This window comes from Kribbella sp. NPDC104218, assembly GCF_055584105.1.
This window is the reverse complement of sequence record NZ_JBVJMQ010000005.1, coordinates 74,313-89,600: the sequence shown is the minus strand read 5'-3', so window position 1 is coordinate 89,600 and position 15,288 is coordinate 74,313. Positions and strand designations below refer to the sequence as shown.

Sequence of the window (15,288 nt, the reverse complement as noted above, 5' to 3'; positions counted from 1 at the left end):
ATCTGAGTCCCCCCGGACATCCCCGGCGCAGGCGGCGCAAGGTCACATTCACTTGGGAGGTCGCCACACAACACAGGGTGCCGGGAGCACAGCCCGGATCGTGACGAGAGTTCACCGATCACCTGGAGGGGATCGGGTGAGTCGAGACTAGCACCTCGGCGGGTCGCCGGGCCGACTCAGGGGGTACAACGCGTGTCAGCTCCGGCGTATTCCGCGCCTCACCCGGCCTCCATCGACCAGACCTGGACGCCGACCGGGTCGATCCGCAGCTCGTGCCGCTCCCACCCGTCCGGCGCCGGCGGCGCGGCGCTGCCGCCGAGGACGGCGACGGTCGGGCCCGCGCCGCTCACGATCGCCGCGAGTCCGCTGCCCCGCAACTTGTGCACCAGGGCCAGACTCTCGGGCATCGCGGGCTCCCGGAACTCCTGATGCAGCCGGTCCTCGGTCGCGGTCAGCAGTAACTCGGGCCGCTGCGTCAGCGCCGCGACCAGCAGCCCCGCCTTCCCGGCGTTGGCAGCGGCATCCGCATGCGGGACGGCGCTCGGCAGCAAACCCCGAGCCTCCTTCGTCAGCACGCGATTGGCCGGCACATAGACCACCGCGCCGACGCCCTCCGCGGGCTCCAGCCGCACGGCCCGGCCGGCGTCGCCGTCCACCCAGGCGACCGTGAAACCGCCGTACACCGCGGCGGCCACGTTGTCCGGGTGGCCTTCGATCTCGTTGGCCAGCAGGAGCAGCCGCTCCCGATCGAGCGGCTCACCGGCCAGCCCGTACGCCGCGGCCAGCCCGCCGACGATCGCCGCGGACGACGACCCGAGCCCACGACCGTGCGGAATCCGATTCTCACAGCGCAGCGTGAACCCCGGCACCGGTACGCCGAGCGCCGCCAGCCCGGCCCGGATCGACCGGACCACCAGATGCGACTCGTCCAACGGGACGTCGTCCGCCCCGCAACCCGTCACCTGGACGGTCACCCCGGAACCGCCCGGGGTGACGACCAGCTCGTCGTACAGGCTCAGCGCGAGCCCGAAGGCGTCGAAGCCCGGGCCGAGGTTGGCACTCGTCGCGGGCACCCGCACGCGGACCTGGTCACACGGACGGCGATCGTCCCCCACGCCGTCAGACCAGACCTGCGACGCGGGCGACGGCGTCCGTGTCGGCGGGGGTGACCGGCGACTTGTCCACCTTGGCGTGGTCGAGCGCGGTGTCGATGTCCTTCAGGCCGTGGCCGGTGACGGTGATGACGACGGTCGAGCCGCCGGGCAGCCAGCCCTGCGCCTTCGCGTGCAGCAGACCGGCGACGCCGGCCGCCGACGCGGGCTCGACGAACACGCCCTCCTTGGCCGCCAGCTCCCGCTGCGCCTCGAGGATCTGGGCGTCGGCGACCATCTCGATCCGCCCGCCGGACTCGTCCCGCGCGGCCTCGGCCAGCGTCCAGGACGCCGGGTTGCCGACCCGGATCGCGGTCGCGACGGTATCCGGCCGCTCGACGATCGAGCCGCGGACGATCGGCGCCGCGCCCTCGGCCTGGAAACCCCACATCCGCGGCGTCCTGGTGGCCAGTTTGTCCTTCGCGTACTCGCGGTAGCCCTTCCAGTACGCCGGCAGGTTACCCGCGTTGCCGACCGGCAGCAGGTGCAGGTCCGGGGCGTCGCCGAGTGCGTCGCAGACCTCGAACGCCGCGGTCTTCTGCCCCTCGAGGCGGACCGGGTTCACCGAGTTCACCAGCGCGACCGGGTAGTTCTTGCCGAGCTCGCGGACGATCCGCAGGCAGTCGTCGAAGTTCCCGTCGATCGAGACCAGCTTGGCGCCGTGCAGGATCGCCTGCGCGAGTTTGCCCTTGGCGATCCGGCCGGCCGGGATCAGCACCAGCGGCAGCATCCCGGCCCGGGACGCGTACGCCGCGGCCGAGGCCGAGGTGTTCCCGGTCGAGGCGCAGACCACGGCCTTGTCACCGGCCTGCGCGGCCAGCGAGATCGCGACCGTCATCCCGCGGTCCTTGAACGAGCCGGTCGGGTTGTTGCCCTCGATCTTCAGCCAGACCTCGCACCCGGTCTGCTCGCTCAGCCACTGCGCGGCCACCAGCGGCGTACCGCCTTCGCCGAGCGTGACCACCGGGGTGTCCGTCGAGACCGGGAGCCGGTCGCGGTATTCCTCGATCACGCCACGCCACTGGTGAGCCATTCGTCTACTCGCCTTCTACCCGCATCACACTGCTGACTTCACGGACGATGTCCATGTCCCGCAAGGCCTCCACGGTTCCGGACAGCGCCGCGTCGGTCGCGGTGTGGGTGACGACCACCAACTCGGCGTCGCTGCCCCGGCCCTCCTGGCGGACGGTCTGGATCGACACGTCGTGCTCGGCGAAGGCCTGGGCCACGGCCGCCAGCACACCGGCCTTGTCGGCCACGTCCAGGGACACGTGGTAGCGGGTCATCGCCTCGCCCACCGGACGCACGGCCCGCTGGGTGTACGACGACTCGCCGACCCCCGGCACACCCCTGAGCCGGTTCCGCGCGGCGGACACGAGATCCCCGAGGACTGCACTGGCCGTCGGGGCGCCGCCGGCACCACGACCATAGAACATCAGCCGCCCGGCCGCCTTACTTTCCACGAAAACGGCGTTGTAGGCGTCCCGGACGCTGGCCAGCGGGTGGGTCAGCGGGATCATCGCCGGGTAGACCCGGGCGCTGACGGAGTCGGTCGCCTCGTCGAGCTCGCAGATCGCCAGCGACTTCACCACACAGCCCATCTCCCGGGCCGAGGCGATATCGGTCGCGGTCACCTCGGTGATGCCCTCGCGGTGCACATCGGCGATCGAGACCCGGGTGTGGAAGGCCAGGCTGGCCAGCAGCGCGGCCTTCGCGGCCGCGTCGAAACCCTCGATGTCGGCGGTCGGGTCGGCCTCGGCGTACCCGAGGGCCTGGGCCTCCTCGAGCGCCTCGTCGAACCCGGCGCCGGTGGAGTCCATCTTGTCGAGGATGTAGTTCGTGGTGCCGTTGACGATGCCCATCACCTTGGTCACGTCGTCACCGGCCAGCGACTCGCGCAGCGGCCGCAGGATCGGGATGGCGCCGGCCACCGCGGCCTCGAAGTACAGGTCGCGCTGGTACTTCTCCGCGGCCGCGAACAGCGTCGGGCCGTCCTCGGCGAGCAGCGCCTTGTTCGCCGTGACGACGGAGGCGCCGTGCTCGAGCGCGGTCAGGATCAGGCTCCGGGCGGGCTCGAGGCCGCCGATCACCTCGATCACCAGATCCAGGTCGCCGCGCGACACCAGCGCCTGCGCGTCGGTCGTGACGAGCGCCGGGTCGACCGCGATGTCGCGCTCCCGGCCGGCCCGCCGGACGGCGATCCCGGCGATCTCCAGCCGGGCGCCGACGCGGGCCTGCAGATGATCCGCCTGCTCGGTCAGGATCCGCACCACCTCGGTGCCGACCACACCGCAACCGAGCAGGCCAACCTTCAGAGGTTTGTCGCTCATCCCTCGACCCCCATGTCCAGCAGCAGCATGTCGTCCTCGGTCTCACGGCGCAGTACGACGCGCGTCTGCCCGTCCTTGACCGCGATCACCGGTGGCCGCGGTACGTGGTTGTAGTTACTCGCCATCGAGCGGCAGTAGGCGCCCGTACCCGGGACGGCGACCAGGTCGCCGGGGACGACGTCCGACGGCAGGAACTCGTGTTTCACGACGATGTCGCCGGACTCGCAGTGCTTGCCGACGACCCGCGCCAGGGTCGGGACGGCGTCGGAGTACCGATTGGCGAGCGTGCAGGAGTAGTCGGCGTCGTACAGCGCCGCGCGGATGTTGTCGCTCATCCCGCCGTCGACCGACACGTACGTCCGGGCGGCGCCGGCGTCCAGCGCGACCTCCTTGACGGTGCCGACCGAGTAGACCGTGCACATCGCCGGGCCGACGATCGCGCGGCCGGGCTCGATCGAGACCTTCGGGACGGCGACGCCGAACGCGCGGCACTCGTGCTCGACGATCTTGCCCATCTCGGTCGCCAGTTGCGCGGGGTCGGCCGGGTCGTCCTGGGTGGTGTAGGCGATCCCGAAGCCGCCGCCCAGGTCGAGATCGGGCATATCGACGCCGAGCTCCTCCGAAACCCTTGCGTGCAAGGCGATCACCCGCTTCGCGGCGACCTCGAAACCGGCCGAGTCGAAGATCTGCGAGCCGATGTGCGAGTGCAGGCCGAGCAGTTCCAGCTCGGCCGCTTCGTTGACCCGGGCAACGGCTTCGAAGGCCGCGCCGGAGGTGATCGAGAAGCCGAACTTCTGGTCCTCGTGGGCGGTCGCGATGTACTCGTGGGTGTGCGCCTCGACGCCCGCCGTGACCCGGACCATCACCGGCGCGACGACGCCGCGCGCGCGGGCCAGCTCGATCAGCCGGTCGATCTCGTACAGCGAGTCGACGATGATCCGGCCGACGCCGGCGTCCAGCGCGCGGGTCAGCTCGGCCGGCGACTTGTTGTTTCCGTGCAGCCCGAGGCGCTTCGGGTCGGCCCCGGCGCGTAACGCGACGGCCAGCTCGCCGCCGCTGCAGACGTCGAGGTTCAGCCCCTCTTCCATCACCCAGCGGACGACCGTCGTACTCAGGAAGGCCTTCCCGGCGTAGTAGACGTCGAAGTCCTTGAACGCCGTCCGGAAGGCGCGCGCCCGGGCCCGGAAGTCCTCCTCGTCCAGGACGTACGCCGGGCTGCCGTGCTCGGCGATCAGGTCGCGGACGTCGACGCCGCCGACCACCAGCGAGCCCTCGGCGGTCTTCTTCGCGGTGGCCGACCACAGCTGCGGGACGAGCTCGTTGACATCGCTCGGCGTGCTCAGCCAGGCCGGGCCGCGCTGGCCGGCCTGGGCGTGCAGCGCGCCCGCCTCGTGGGCCCTCACATCCGCTCCGGAGCGGAGACGCCGAGCAGGTCGAGGCCGTTGGCCAGCACGGTCCGCGTCGCGGACACCAGGGTCAGGCGAGCCTTGTGCACCGGCTCCACCTCCTCGTCGCCGCGGGGCAGCACCCGGCAGCTGTCGTAGAACTTGTGGAACGCCGAGGCGGTGTCCTCGAGGTAGCGGGCGATCCGGTGCGGCTCGCGCAGCTCGGCCGCCGTCGCGACGATCCGCGGGAACTCGGCCAGCGCGCGCAGCAGGTCGCCCTCGCGCTCGTGGCTGAGCAGGCCGGGCGCGAACTCGTCCAGCTTGACGCCGAGCTCGTCGGCGTTGCGCAGGATCGAGGCGAGCCGGGCGTGCGCGTACTGCACGTAGTAGACCGGGTTCTCCGAGACCTGCTTGGTCATCTCCTCGATGTCCAGCGTCAGCGGCGAGTCGACCGGGTAGCGGCACAGCGTGTACCGCAGCGGGTCGACACCGCCCTCCTCGACCAGCTCGGCCAGCGTGACGATGGTGCCGGCCCGCTTGGACAGCCGCATCTCCTCGCCGCCCTTGAGGATCTTCACCAGCTGGCCGATCAGGATCTCGATGTTGTGCTCGGGGTCGTCGCCGGCGCAGGCCGCGATCGCCTTCAGCCGGTTCACGTAGCCGTGGTGGTCGGCGCCGAGCAGGTAGATGCAGACCTCGAACCCGCGGTCGCGCTTGTTCACGTAGTAGGCCGCGTCGGAGGCGAAGTACGTCGGCTCGCCGTTGGACCGGATCAGCACCCGGTCCTTGTCGTCGGTGAAGTCCGTCGTCCGCATCCAGAGCGCGTCGTCGGCGTCGTACAGGTGGCCCTGGGCCCGGAGCTTCTCGATCGCGTGACCGACGCCGTCCTGCTCGTGGAGGCTGCGCTCGGAGTACCAGACGTCGAACTTCGTCCGGAAGTGCTCCAGCTGGCTCTGCTGCTCCTTCAGCTGCCGCTCGTACCCGGCCTCGCGGAACGCGACGGTCTGCTCGTCGGCCGGCAGCTCGGTGATCCCGGGCACCTCGGCGACGATCCGCTGGGCCAGCTCGCCGATGTACTCGCCGTGGTAGCCGTCCTCGGGGATCGGCTCGCCGTTGGCCGCGGCCTTCAGGCTGGCGCCGAACTTGTCCATCTGGTTGCCGCGGTCGTTGATGTAGAACTCGCGGGTCACCTTCGCGCCGGCCGCGATCAGCACCCGGGCCAGCGCGTCGCCGACGGCGGCCCAGCGGGTGTGGCCGAGGTGCAGCGGGCCGGTCGGGTTGGCGGAGATGAACTCCAGGTTCACCGCGACGCCCTGCAGGGTGTCGGTGCTGCCGTACGCCGGGCCGGCGTCCAGGATCACCTGCGCGATCTTGCCCTGGGCATCGGCCGCCACCCGCAGGTTGAGGAAGCCGGGGCCCGCGATCGACACCTCGGTGATCGCCTCGTCGTCGGTCAGCCGGGCGGCCAGCAGCTCGGCGAACTGGCGCGGGTTCATCCCGGCGCGCTTGCCGAGCTGCATGGCGACGTTGGTCGCGTAGTCCCCGTGCTCGGGGTTCTTGGGTCGCTCGACCTTCAGCTCGCGCGGCAGCCCGCCCTCGACAGTGATGGCGCCGTCGGCGGCGAGTGCGGTCAGGGCCTGCAGGATCTTCTCAGCGAGCTGTTCCGGGGTCACCGCCCCAGCCTAATGGCGACCGGCCCCATCCTTTGACCCACCATCCACAGCCCGGAACGGCTCAGCGCTCGACACTCACCGTGATCTTGGCGCCACCGGTGAACGGGACATCCCACGGCGCGGGCTGCCCGTCGACGGTGATCTTGAGGTTCTGACACGCTCCGGCGAGGCATTTTTCGTCGTACTTGAGGCCCCAGAGCGTGAAGAACTGAGCCAGCGTCGGCTTCTCGGCGGTGGTCTTGGCCTCGACGTACACCAGCCCGTCGGTGGTGTGCGTGTGGACGGCGGCCTGCTCGGCGCGGATGCGGTCGACGCCGATCCCGGCCGGGATCTGGACCTGGCTCCCGTCGACGGTCACCTTGACCCGCAGCGTGTACGGCGACGGTCCGGAGAAGTCGAGCGGGAGGCGTTCGAAGCCGGCCTTCTCGATGTAGGAGACGGCGTCCCGGGGGGCGTCCCAGGGGGGCGCGGTGGTGCGGAGGTCGGCCGCCGCCGGTTCGGCGGGGCCGACTCCGCAACTGGCGAGCAGAAGTACCGCGGCCAGCGCACCCACTCCTGCTCTCACGAGAGGTCAGATTAGTACTTCTCGGCCGGCATCATGATCCAGAGTGCGAGGTAGATGAGCACCTGCGGTCCCGGCAGGATGCAGCTGACCACGAAGATCAGCCGCATCGTGTTCGGCTTCATGTCGAACCTGCGGGCCAGTCCGGCACAGACACCGCCGAACCAGCGACCGCGCGACGGGCGAACCAGAGCGCTAGCCATGAGTACCAACATCCTTTCGTGGGGGCTTACGTCCACTATGACGACGCTGGTACCCATGGGGATCCCGACGCACCGGTGTTCCAGGGTCTCGTCAGGGAGAGCCCTTATCGCTGGAAGCGGTAGGTCTTGCTGTCGATGGTGATGCAGACGCTCGGCGAGAGGACGATGACGCGGAGCGTGCCGTCGGGCTCGTAGTAGTCGATGCCCTCGACCTCGAAGCTGCCGGTGCAGCCGCTCTTCAGCGGGAGCTGGCCCAGCGAGGTGACCCGTCCGGTCACATCACTCGCACCGACCGGGCCCGACAGGTCGACCTGCAGCAGCGGCTTCGTCGTACCGAACAGCGTCCCGGCCGGGTCGTCGGACGCACACAGCAGCCGCGTCGCCGTCACGAAGTCACAGCCCTGGACGTCGCGCACCGGGCGATCCAGGTTCACCCGCGACGCCAGCGGCAGGTTCTGCGCCGGATTGGTCGCCCGCACACCCGGCATCGGGAACACGAGCAGCCGGTCCATCGTCCCCCACTCGCCGTTCACCATCCACTGCGTGTCCGGCGACACCGCCGACCAGCTGTTGTTGGTCGCCTCCCACGACTCCAGCGCATGCGTGTAGTTGGCCCAAGCACCCGTCGGCGACTGCACCCGGAACAACTTCCCGCCCCGGTCGTCCCGCTGGTACGGCTCGACGTACCAACCCTCCGCCGCCCCCGGATCCCCCACGTGGTTCCACCCCCGGAACAACAGATCCGCCGGCACCGTCCCCGACCCCGTGTACCGGTACTGCGTCACCCCGCCCCGAGTAACAGTCGCGAGCCCCTGCCCCTCGTCCAACGGCCGGGCATTGTCCGACCCCACCAACCGCCACCCGTCCACAGCATGAGCCTGAGCCGGCCACAACACGGCAACCATCAACACGATGAAGACAATCCCCAGTCTGCGCATGCCCAGAGTTCTACCCCCTCGACCAGCCCCCAATTCGAACTTGGCACGAACATGCTGCTACTGTTCACCTCGTTCCTGAGCCCCCGTAGCTCAGGGGATAGAGCACCGCCCTCCGGAGGCGGGTGCGCAGGTTCGAATCCTGCCGGGGGCGCGGACGATCTGGGCGATCCATGTCAGCAAAGTGCGCTGACCGTGGATCGCCCGCCGTGCTTTGTGGGGGCGCAGCCCCCACACCCCACCCGGAGGGGCTCCGCCCCCCGGACCCCCGCCGTGCCCACCCCCGGCCCTCCCCTCACCCCACCCGTGCCCACCTCCCGCCCGCGTCCGACCTGGCGTAGTGAGGGGAAGTTGGGGGGAAACCGCAGGGTGGTGGGGGTGGGGGGTGATTACGGTTTGGGGATGGGTTTGTGGCGGCGGTGGGTTGGTGGGGTGGGGCTTGGGGTTTTGGGTGGGTTGGGGGGTGGGGTGGTGGTGTTGTGGGTGGTTTTGAGTGTGCGGGCGCTGGGGGGTGGGGAGGCGGGGGCGAGTTGGTGGGATCCGGTGACTTGGGTCGGGTTTGCGGTGGTGGTGGGGTTTTTGGTTGTGGTGGGGGTTGTTGGGCTGGTCGGGGTGCGGCGGTGGGTGCGGGTTTGGGGGTTGACGCCTGGGGAGCGGGAGGCTTGGCGGCTGCGGGTTGAGCAGTTGACGCGGAGCCGGTCCGAGGTGCTGGAGGCGGTGACCAGTGAGCGGCGGCGGATCGAGCGGGACCTGCATGACGGGGTACAGCAGCGGCTGGTTGGGCTGGGGATGTTGCTCGGCCGCGCGCAGCGACTCGACGCGGAGGCTGCGACGACGCTGGTCCGTCAGGCACAGGAGGAGACCCAGCGCGCGCTGGCTGAGCTCCGAGAGGTCTCCTGGCGCATCCACCCCGTCGCACTGGACGACGGCGGCCTGTCCGCCGCTCTGGAGGAGCTGGCCGAACGCTCCAGCGTCCCGATCACCCTCACGTACGACGTCCCGGCACAACCACCCGCGGCCCAAGAGACCGTCGCGTACTTCGTCATCCGCGAAGCCCTCACCAACGCCCTCAAACACAGCCAGGCCAGCCAGGTCGACATCACCGTCCACCGAGCGGACGACGTCCTGCACGTGCAAGTCACCGACAACGGCATCGGCGGCGCCCGGACCCGCAGTGGCGGCTTGTCCGGCCTGGCGCGCCGAGTGGCGGCGTACGACGGCCAGTTCGTGCTGACCAGCCCGACCGGTGGGCCGACGACCGTACGAGTGGAGCTGCCATGCGGATAGTGCTCGCCGAAGACAGCACCCTGCTCCGGGCCGGCCTCATCAGTCTGCTGCGCGAAGCCGGGCATGAGGTCGTGGCGGCAGTCGGCGACGGCGATGCGCTCGTGGCCGCGTGTGCCGAGCACCTCCCCGACGTAGTGATCGCCGACGTCCGCATGCCCCCGACGTTCACCAGCGAAGGCCTCCAAGCCGCCCTGACGATCCGGCAGGCGCACCCCGGCATCGGCGTCCTCGTCCTCTCGCAGTACGTCGACAAGCGGTACACCGGCCAGCTGCTCGACGGAGAGGTCCGCGGCGTCGGCTACCTGCTGAAGGACCGGGTAGTCGAGGTCGAAGACTTCCTGGCCGCCCTGCAGCGCGTAGCGACCGGCGGGACGGCGTTCGACCCCGAGGTGGTCCGCCGACTGCTCAACCGAGCCCGCGACACCGAGGCGCTGGCCAGACTCACCACCCGCGAGCACGACGTGCTGGAGCTGATGGCCCAGGGCCACACCAACGACTCCATCGCCGGCCGGCTCTACATCTCGCGCAGCGCGGTCGAGAAACACGCCAACGCAATCTTCGACAAACTCCGGCTCAACGACGCCGACGGCTACAACCGCCGCGCTCTGGCCATCATCCGTTTTCTCAACGCTTAAAGGACTTTCGCCGGTGCACACCATGCTCCTGGCTGTCTGCACGGCTGTCGCCACTCTGTGGACCGGCCTGCCAGCCCCACAACCAGAGCCTGACTCAATCGCCGCAGTGGTCGAGCGCAACCTCGGCGCGACCCGCCTCCCCGGCGTCTCGGTCGCAGTGGTCAAGGACGGCCGCGTCGTCCACACCGGCGGCTACGGCCACCAAGCCAACGACGAACCCGTCACCGACCGGACGCCGATGCGCATCGCCTCGCTGTCCAAGTCGTTCACCGCGCTGGCCGTGCAGCAGCTGGCCGAGGCCGGCAAGCTGCGGCTCGACGACCCCGTCGTACGACGCCTCCCGGAGTTCGCGATGGCGGACGCCAGAGCCGCGCAGATCACCATCCGGCAGTTGCTCGACCACAGCTCCGGCATGTCGGATGAGAGCTACCCCGAAGCGGCAGTCCGCCAACCCGAGTCGCTGCAGCAAGCAGTCGCCGACCTGCGCCAGGTCAAACTCGCCAGCGCACCCGGCGAGCGGCACGCCTATCACAACCCCAACTACTGGGTCGCTGCGCGACTGGTCGAGGTGCTGAGCGGGCAGCCCTTCGCGGCCTACCTGCAGCAACAGGTCTTCCACCCACTAGGGATGTCGGCGACTCAGACCGTCAACGACTGGGGCGCCGCGGTCCCAGGTCTGGTCGACGGCCACAACCGCTTTCTCGGCTTCACCCAAGCACGCTCCGAGCCACACCGTTTCGTTGCCGGCTCCGCAGGCATCGTCACCACCGCGGCAGACCTCTCCGCCTGGCTCGCCCTACACACCAGCAAAACAACGTCCCCAGTCCTCTCCCCCTCCGGACTGCGCGAGTCACACCGCCCCAGCGCGCCAGACGGCCGCTACGCGCTCGGCTGGGACAACCCGGTACCGGAGCAGGTCGCCCACAACGGTTCGTCGTTCACCTCGACCGCCACGATGGTCCTGTTCCCCAGCACCGGCTACGGCATCGCCCTGCTCTCCAACAGCCGCATGCCGCTGGAGGCCGACGCAGAGGCGATCATGGCCGGCCTCATCGCTCTCACCCAGGGAACTCCCCCACCGGGTGCGTCACTACCAATAGCCTTCCTGGCCGATGCGATCGTCCTTGGCGGCGCCACCTTGCTCGCCGTCGGCGCAGTAGTAGCGGTACGCCGAGCCGGCCGCTGGGCGCAGCGTCGACGCAGCTGGTGGACGGCGGCGCTGCGAACCCTGCCCTACTTGCTACCCACGCCCTTCATCGCCTTCCTGCCCCGCATCCTCGAGCTGGTCACCGGCGGCCGCGGAGTCACGTTTCTACTGCTCTCCCACATCTGGCCGACCTTTCTGGCCGCAGCCGGCCTCACAGCCGCCGCGGGCCTGCTGGTCGCTGCAGCACGGGTCCGCGCACTCCTACAGCGATAGCGCGGCGCGGCAGTAGTCCCAAGCCTGGCGGCGCTCGGCCGCGGTGTCACGAGTCCGGTTCAAGTAGTGCATCGGCCGAATGTCTCGGTCATGCCAGAAATGGCCGGACGGCGGAGCTGGGTGCGTAGCGGCCAACCAGAGCGTGGTGTCGATGCCTTGAGCCGGAGTACGCAGTACCGGCTTTGTGACCTTGGTGAACAGCGGCAGCGAGTCTGTCAGGCCCGGAGTGGCCGACCAGCCAGGATGCATCGTCGCAACAGTCAGCTCGGGCAGATGCGCAGCAAGCAGTGCCGTCAGGGCAACCTGCACCCGCTTCGAGCGAGCGTAAGCAACAGCACCCTTGTACGGCGCATCGCGGTACTCGAGATCGACCGGAAGCCGCTGCGTGTACATCCCGCCCGAAGCAACCAGAATGACGCGCCCATTGGTGAGCTGTGGGCGGAGAAGCTCAGTCAGTAGCAGCGGGCCCAGCACATGCGTCGCCAACGTCAGCTCGTGACCTTGCGCGCTTTCGGCCCGCTGCGCGGGCATCACACCGGCGTTGTGGACCAGTACGTCGACGCGGCCGGTCACCTTGTCGACATAACCCCTTACTGCGTTCAGATCGGACACATCGCACTCATCGACGACGAACTCGCCGCCCGGCACCTCACTGCGTAAGTCCGCGACCGCATCGACCGCCTTGTCAGCAGAGCGGACGACGACGTGGACGGTCGCTCCCAGCCGCGCCAGCCCGGCCGCCGTCGCCTTACCCAGGCCCGAGCGCGCACCGGTGACGACCGCCGTCTTGCCGGCCAGTGCATCCCTTCGGGGGTCGGCCGCTGACCAACCGCGCCTGCGGAGCTCGTAGCCGAGCCGCGAGTAGCCCAGGACGACACTGCGGTCCAACAACGTGTCGATCATGCAGCCAGCTTCCCCAGTGCGTTGCGCAACCCTTCCTCGGCCTCTTCACCGAGGCGGTCGAACGCCTTGCGCAGAAAGGGTTCCGCGAACCGGGCGAGCCCTTTCAGCTGGAACTCGGCCCGATAGGTCACCCGAGTCGTACCGGCGGCGCCGTCGAACGTCATGGTGTCGCGCGCGACCACTGTCTTGTTCTCGCCGCGCAACACGATCCGCTCCGGCCGAGCGAACTCCTCGACGACGTACGTCAGTTGCGTCTCCCGGCCCGAGAACTGCGAGATGTTCTGGTACGTCGTCCCGACGTCACCGGCTCCGGAGACGCGTCGCGTCCGGACCGTGCCGGGATCCCACTCCTCGGTGGTCTCGAAGTTGGCGAGGTAGTCGAAGACGCGCTCGGCGGGGGCCGCGACGGTGACTTCGCGTTCGATGACGATCATGACTGCTCCTTCGGGGCTTCGGCCGCGTGCGCGAGGTTGCGCTGCATGCCGCCGAAGACGACGTCGTGGAACGGGCGGATGGCGGCCCAGTACAGCTCCCCGGGCAGGCCGCGCGGATGGAAGAGGGCGCGTTGGCGGAACACGGTGCGCCCCTCGGCGTCGGTGCCGCAGTACAGCTCGAGCCAGGCCTCACCCGGCAGCCGCATCTCGGCGCGCAACCGGAGGAGGCGGCCGCGCTCAAGCGTTTCGACCCGCCACCAGTCCAGCGGGTCACCGACCGAGAGGGAGTCCGGGTGACGGCGGCCGCGGCGGAGACCTGGGCCGCCGACCACCCGGTCCAGGACGCCGCGGGTCCACCAGCCGAGCCGCCAGGAGTACCAGCCGCGTCGGCCGCCGATGCCCTCGATGATCTGCCAGAGGCGCTCCGGCGTCGTGTCCACAACGCTTTCGCGTTCGTCGACGTACAGAGAACCGCCGGACCAGTCCGGGTCGCCGGGAAGCGGGTCGCTCGGCGCACCGGGAGTGGAGGCGGACGCCCAGGACGTGCTGACGTCGAGGTCCTGGATCTTCTTCAGTGCCAGCTCCACAGCGCGATCGAAACCGATCTCAGCCGATTCGACGTACTGATCGATGTCTGCGTCCTTGCAGACGACCTCGTGCACCAGACTGTCGACCAGTGGCTTTGCGATCCCACTCGGCACCGGAGTGACTAGCCCGACCCAGTGACTCGACAGCCGTGGCGTCAGCAGCGGCAACGCGACGATCCGCCGTCGCTGCAGGCCGGCGACCGCGGCGTACCGCTGCATCATCTCCCGGTACGTCAGAACGTCAGGCCCGCCGATGTCGAACGCTCGGCTGACCTCAGCCGGCATCTGCGCCGAACCGACCAGATAACGCAGTACGTCGCGAACGGCGATCGGCTGGATCCGCGTGTCCAGCCAGCGTGGTGTGACCATCACGGGCAGCCGCTCGGTCAGATAGCGCAGCATCTCGAACGACGCCGAGCCAGAGCCCAGAATGACCGCAGCCTGCAGCACTGTGGTCGGAACGCCACTGGCCAGCAGAATCTCACCCACCTCGCGCCGAGAACCGAGGTGTGGCGACAGCTCCTGCCCCTCCGGGTGCAGCCCACCCAGGTACACGATCCGGCCTACCTCGGCCTCACGTGCGGCTACACCGAACGCAAGCGCAGTCCGCCGGTCCAACTCCTCGAACCGACGCCCAGTGCCCAACGCGTGAATCAGGTAGTAGGCGACGTCCACACCATCGAGCGCTTTGACGAGGACGGCGGAGTCCACCGCGTCGCCCTCGACGACCTCGATGCGCGACCGCCACGGCCGGTCGGCGAGCCGATCGGGATGTCTGGCCAGCACGCGCACGTCGTACCCGGCAGCCAGCAGCTCCGGTATCAGCCGTCCACCGATGTACCCGGTGGCTCCGGTGACCAGTACGCGACTCATCGTTCACTCCAGCGTTGGGCGGCAGTGACCGGGTCGACGTCGACGTACTCGGCGCCGACCGCGGTAGCGAGCTCGACAGAGGCGCCGGGCCCGGCGAGTGCCAGTGCCCGTTCTGCGGCCAGCTGAACAAGCTCTGGCCGGACTGCCTCGAAAAGCGCCGCATCGGACGCCGCCAGCATCACCAGATCCGGCATCAGGATCGCTGCGGTGCTTTCGATCTCGGAGATCGGCGAGTCGGCGCCGAGGAACACCACGCGCCAGCCGGCGCGCCGGAGCACCAGACCGAAGGACAGCAGCGCAATGTCGTGCAGCTCTCCGGGCGGACAGGCGAGCAGCGCACGACCGCTACGACCCCCGCTGGCCCCGGGCGCCATCGCTGCGAGTCGAGTACGGATGATCTGGCTCGCGAAGTGCTCCTGGCCGATGGTGACCTCGCCACGAGCCCAACGCTCTCCCAGCCCATGCAGATAGGGCAGCAGCACGTCACGGATCACGGCCTCAATGGTCAGCGTGCTGAACAGCTGGTCCAGCACGATGTGCGCGGCCGGCTCGTCCAGCTGCTCCAGAGCCTCGCTGAGGGCAGCCACACCGACCGGCCGAGTCGACGGTCCCGCGACCGGGATGAATGCCGGGGACGGCGCCGACTCCGCCAGGACGGCGCGGGCGGCCTCAGCCGCGGAGACTCCGTCGGCGAGGAAGGCGCGCATCCGCTGCACGCGCCGCACGTCCGCCTCGGAGTACAGCCGGTAGCCACCGGCCGAACGGGCAGGCGACAGCAGCCCGTACCGCGTCTCCCAAGCCCGCAGCACGTGCTCACTGACCCCGGCGCGTTTGCTCAGCGCACCGATCCGGAGCCCGTTGGGTACCGAAGTCTCCACAGCGTCACTATACAGACCTTAGACAGACCTTT

Annotated in this window: 15 protein-coding genes and 1 tRNA gene; 4 read left to right on the top strand and 12 right to left on the bottom strand. The window is 69.6% G+C overall.

What is annotated here, in order from left to right; all coding sequences use genetic code 11:
• Positions 1–218: 218 nt before the first annotated feature.
• The 8 genes from thrB to ACZ6ZD_RS33800 all read right to left on the bottom strand — a co-directional run bounded on the left by thrB (position 219) and on the right by ACZ6ZD_RS33800 (position 8,242).
• Entirely contained in the window at positions 219–1,073 is an 855-nt protein-coding gene (thrB, locus tag ACZ6ZD_RS33835; protein ID WP_465678330.1) for a homoserine kinase, read from the bottom strand.
• 46 nt (positions 1,074–1,119) lie between these two features.
• Positions 1,120–2,184, bottom strand: a complete 1,065-nt coding sequence (gene thrC / locus ACZ6ZD_RS33830; RefSeq protein ID WP_465678329.1) for a threonine synthase — start codon at positions 2,182–2,184, stop codon at positions 1,120–1,122.
• Positions 2,185–2,188: 4 nt separating this feature from the next.
• Complete coding sequence (locus ACZ6ZD_RS33825; protein WP_465678327.1) at positions 2,189–3,481, bottom strand: homoserine dehydrogenase; 1,293 nt, start codon at positions 3,479–3,481, stop codon at positions 2,189–2,191.
• Positions 3,478–4,884: a diaminopimelate decarboxylase gene (gene lysA, locus ACZ6ZD_RS33820; protein WP_465678326.1), complete on the bottom strand. Its 1,407-nt coding sequence runs from the start codon at positions 4,882–4,884 to the stop codon at positions 3,478–3,480. Before lysA ends, ACZ6ZD_RS33825 begins: the two co-directional genes overlap by 4 nt.
• Positions 4,881–6,539, bottom strand: coding sequence for an arginine--tRNA ligase (gene argS / locus ACZ6ZD_RS33815; protein WP_465678324.1), 1,659 nt, complete (start codon positions 6,537–6,539; stop codon positions 4,881–4,883). Before argS ends, lysA begins: the two co-directional genes overlap by 4 nt.
• Before the next feature lie 61 nt (positions 6,540–6,600).
• Positions 6,601–7,104 carry a hypothetical protein gene (locus ACZ6ZD_RS33810; protein WP_465678323.1) on the bottom strand — a complete coding sequence of 168 codons (504 nt, stop codon included), beginning with the start codon at positions 7,102–7,104 and terminating at the stop codon, positions 6,601–6,603.
• An 11-nt stretch (positions 7,105–7,115) separates the two neighbouring features.
• A complete protein-coding gene (locus tag ACZ6ZD_RS33805) occupies positions 7,116–7,304 on the bottom strand; it encodes a PspC domain-containing protein (protein ID WP_465678321.1) in 189 nt (62 codons plus the stop codon).
• A gap of 104 nt (positions 7,305–7,408) precedes the next feature.
• The gene (locus ACZ6ZD_RS33800) at positions 7,409–8,242 is read right to left on the bottom strand and encodes a hypothetical protein (RefSeq protein WP_465678319.1); all 834 of its coding nucleotides are present in this window, start codon (positions 8,240–8,242) and stop codon (positions 7,409–7,411) included.
• Between the two features lie 79 nt (positions 8,243–8,321).
• Here ACZ6ZD_RS33800 and ACZ6ZD_RS33795 point away from each other — a divergent pair.
• The 4 genes from ACZ6ZD_RS33795 to ACZ6ZD_RS33780 all read left to right on the top strand — a co-directional run bounded on the left by ACZ6ZD_RS33795 (position 8,322) and on the right by ACZ6ZD_RS33780 (position 11,581).
• Positions 8,322–8,393 (top strand) — tRNA-Arg (locus ACZ6ZD_RS33795).
• A gap of 530 nt (positions 8,394–8,923) precedes the next feature.
• The gene (locus ACZ6ZD_RS33790; RefSeq protein WP_465678317.1) at positions 8,924–9,526 is read left to right on the top strand and encodes a sensor histidine kinase; all 603 of its coding nucleotides are present in this window, start codon (positions 8,924–8,926) and stop codon (positions 9,524–9,526) included.
• Positions 9,517–10,161 carry a response regulator transcription factor gene (locus ACZ6ZD_RS33785; RefSeq protein WP_465678316.1) on the top strand — a complete coding sequence of 215 codons (645 nt, stop codon included), beginning with the start codon at positions 9,517–9,519 and terminating at the stop codon, positions 10,159–10,161. Before ACZ6ZD_RS33790 ends, ACZ6ZD_RS33785 begins: the two co-directional genes overlap by 10 nt.
• 106 nt (positions 10,162–10,267) lie before the next feature.
• Positions 10,268–11,581 (top strand): serine hydrolase domain-containing protein, encoded by a 1,314-nt coding sequence (locus ACZ6ZD_RS33780; protein WP_465678315.1) that lies wholly within the window; start codon positions 10,268–10,270, stop codon positions 11,579–11,581.
• Here ACZ6ZD_RS33780 and ACZ6ZD_RS33775 read toward each other — a convergent pair.
• The 4 genes from ACZ6ZD_RS33775 to ACZ6ZD_RS33760 are packed head-to-tail and all read right to left on the bottom strand — an operon-like array spanning position 11,570 to position 15,256.
• Complete coding sequence (locus ACZ6ZD_RS33775; RefSeq protein WP_465678313.1) at positions 11,570–12,484, bottom strand: SDR family NAD(P)-dependent oxidoreductase; 915 nt, start codon at positions 12,482–12,484, stop codon at positions 11,570–11,572. The two genes, ACZ6ZD_RS33780 and ACZ6ZD_RS33775, sit on opposite strands and share 12 nt — an antisense overlap.
• Positions 12,481–12,918 carry an SRPBCC family protein gene (locus tag ACZ6ZD_RS33770; RefSeq protein ID WP_465678311.1) on the bottom strand — a complete coding sequence of 146 codons (438 nt, stop codon included), beginning with the start codon at positions 12,916–12,918 and terminating at the stop codon, positions 12,481–12,483. Before ACZ6ZD_RS33770 ends, ACZ6ZD_RS33775 begins: the two co-directional genes overlap by 4 nt.
• The gene (locus ACZ6ZD_RS33765; protein WP_465678310.1) at positions 12,915–14,378 is read right to left on the bottom strand and encodes an SDR family oxidoreductase; all 1,464 of its coding nucleotides are present in this window, start codon (positions 14,376–14,378) and stop codon (positions 12,915–12,917) included. The genes ACZ6ZD_RS33770 and ACZ6ZD_RS33765 overlap by 4 nt, the downstream gene beginning before the upstream one ends.
• Positions 14,375–15,256, bottom strand: a complete 882-nt coding sequence (locus tag ACZ6ZD_RS33760; RefSeq protein WP_465678308.1) for a MerR family transcriptional regulator — start codon at positions 15,254–15,256, stop codon at positions 14,375–14,377. Before ACZ6ZD_RS33760 ends, ACZ6ZD_RS33765 begins: the two co-directional genes overlap by 4 nt.
• Positions 15,257–15,288 lie beyond the last annotated feature (32 nt).

Excerpts from the sequence above, each read along its gene's own strand:
- thrC (WP_465678329.1), bottom strand. The coding sequence starts at position 2,184 with ATGGCTCACCAGTGGCGTGGCGTGATCGAGGAATACCGCGACCGGCTC.
- ACZ6ZD_RS33825 (WP_465678327.1), bottom strand. The coding sequence starts at position 3,481 with ATGAGCGACAAACCTCTGAAGGTTGGCCTGCTCGGTTGCGGTGTGGTC.
- ACZ6ZD_RS33805 (WP_465678321.1), bottom strand. The coding sequence starts at position 7,304 with ATGGCTAGCGCTCTGGTTCGCCCGTCGCGCGGTCGCTGGTTCGGCGGT.
- ACZ6ZD_RS33800 (WP_465678319.1), bottom strand. The coding sequence starts at position 8,242 with ATGCGCAGACTGGGGATTGTCTTCATCGTGTTGATGGTTGCCGTGTTG.
- ACZ6ZD_RS33785 (WP_465678316.1), top strand. The coding sequence starts at position 9,517 with ATGCGGATAGTGCTCGCCGAAGACAGCACCCTGCTCCGGGCCGGCCTC.
- ACZ6ZD_RS33775 (WP_465678313.1), bottom strand. The coding sequence starts at position 12,484 with ATGATCGACACGTTGTTGGACCGCAGTGTCGTCCTGGGCTACTCGCGG.
- ACZ6ZD_RS33770 (WP_465678311.1), bottom strand. The coding sequence starts at position 12,918 with ATGATCGTCATCGAACGCGAAGTCACCGTCGCGGCCCCCGCCGAGCGC.
- ACZ6ZD_RS33765 (WP_465678310.1), bottom strand. The coding sequence starts at position 14,378 with ATGAGTCGCGTACTGGTCACCGGAGCCACCGGGTACATCGGTGGACGG.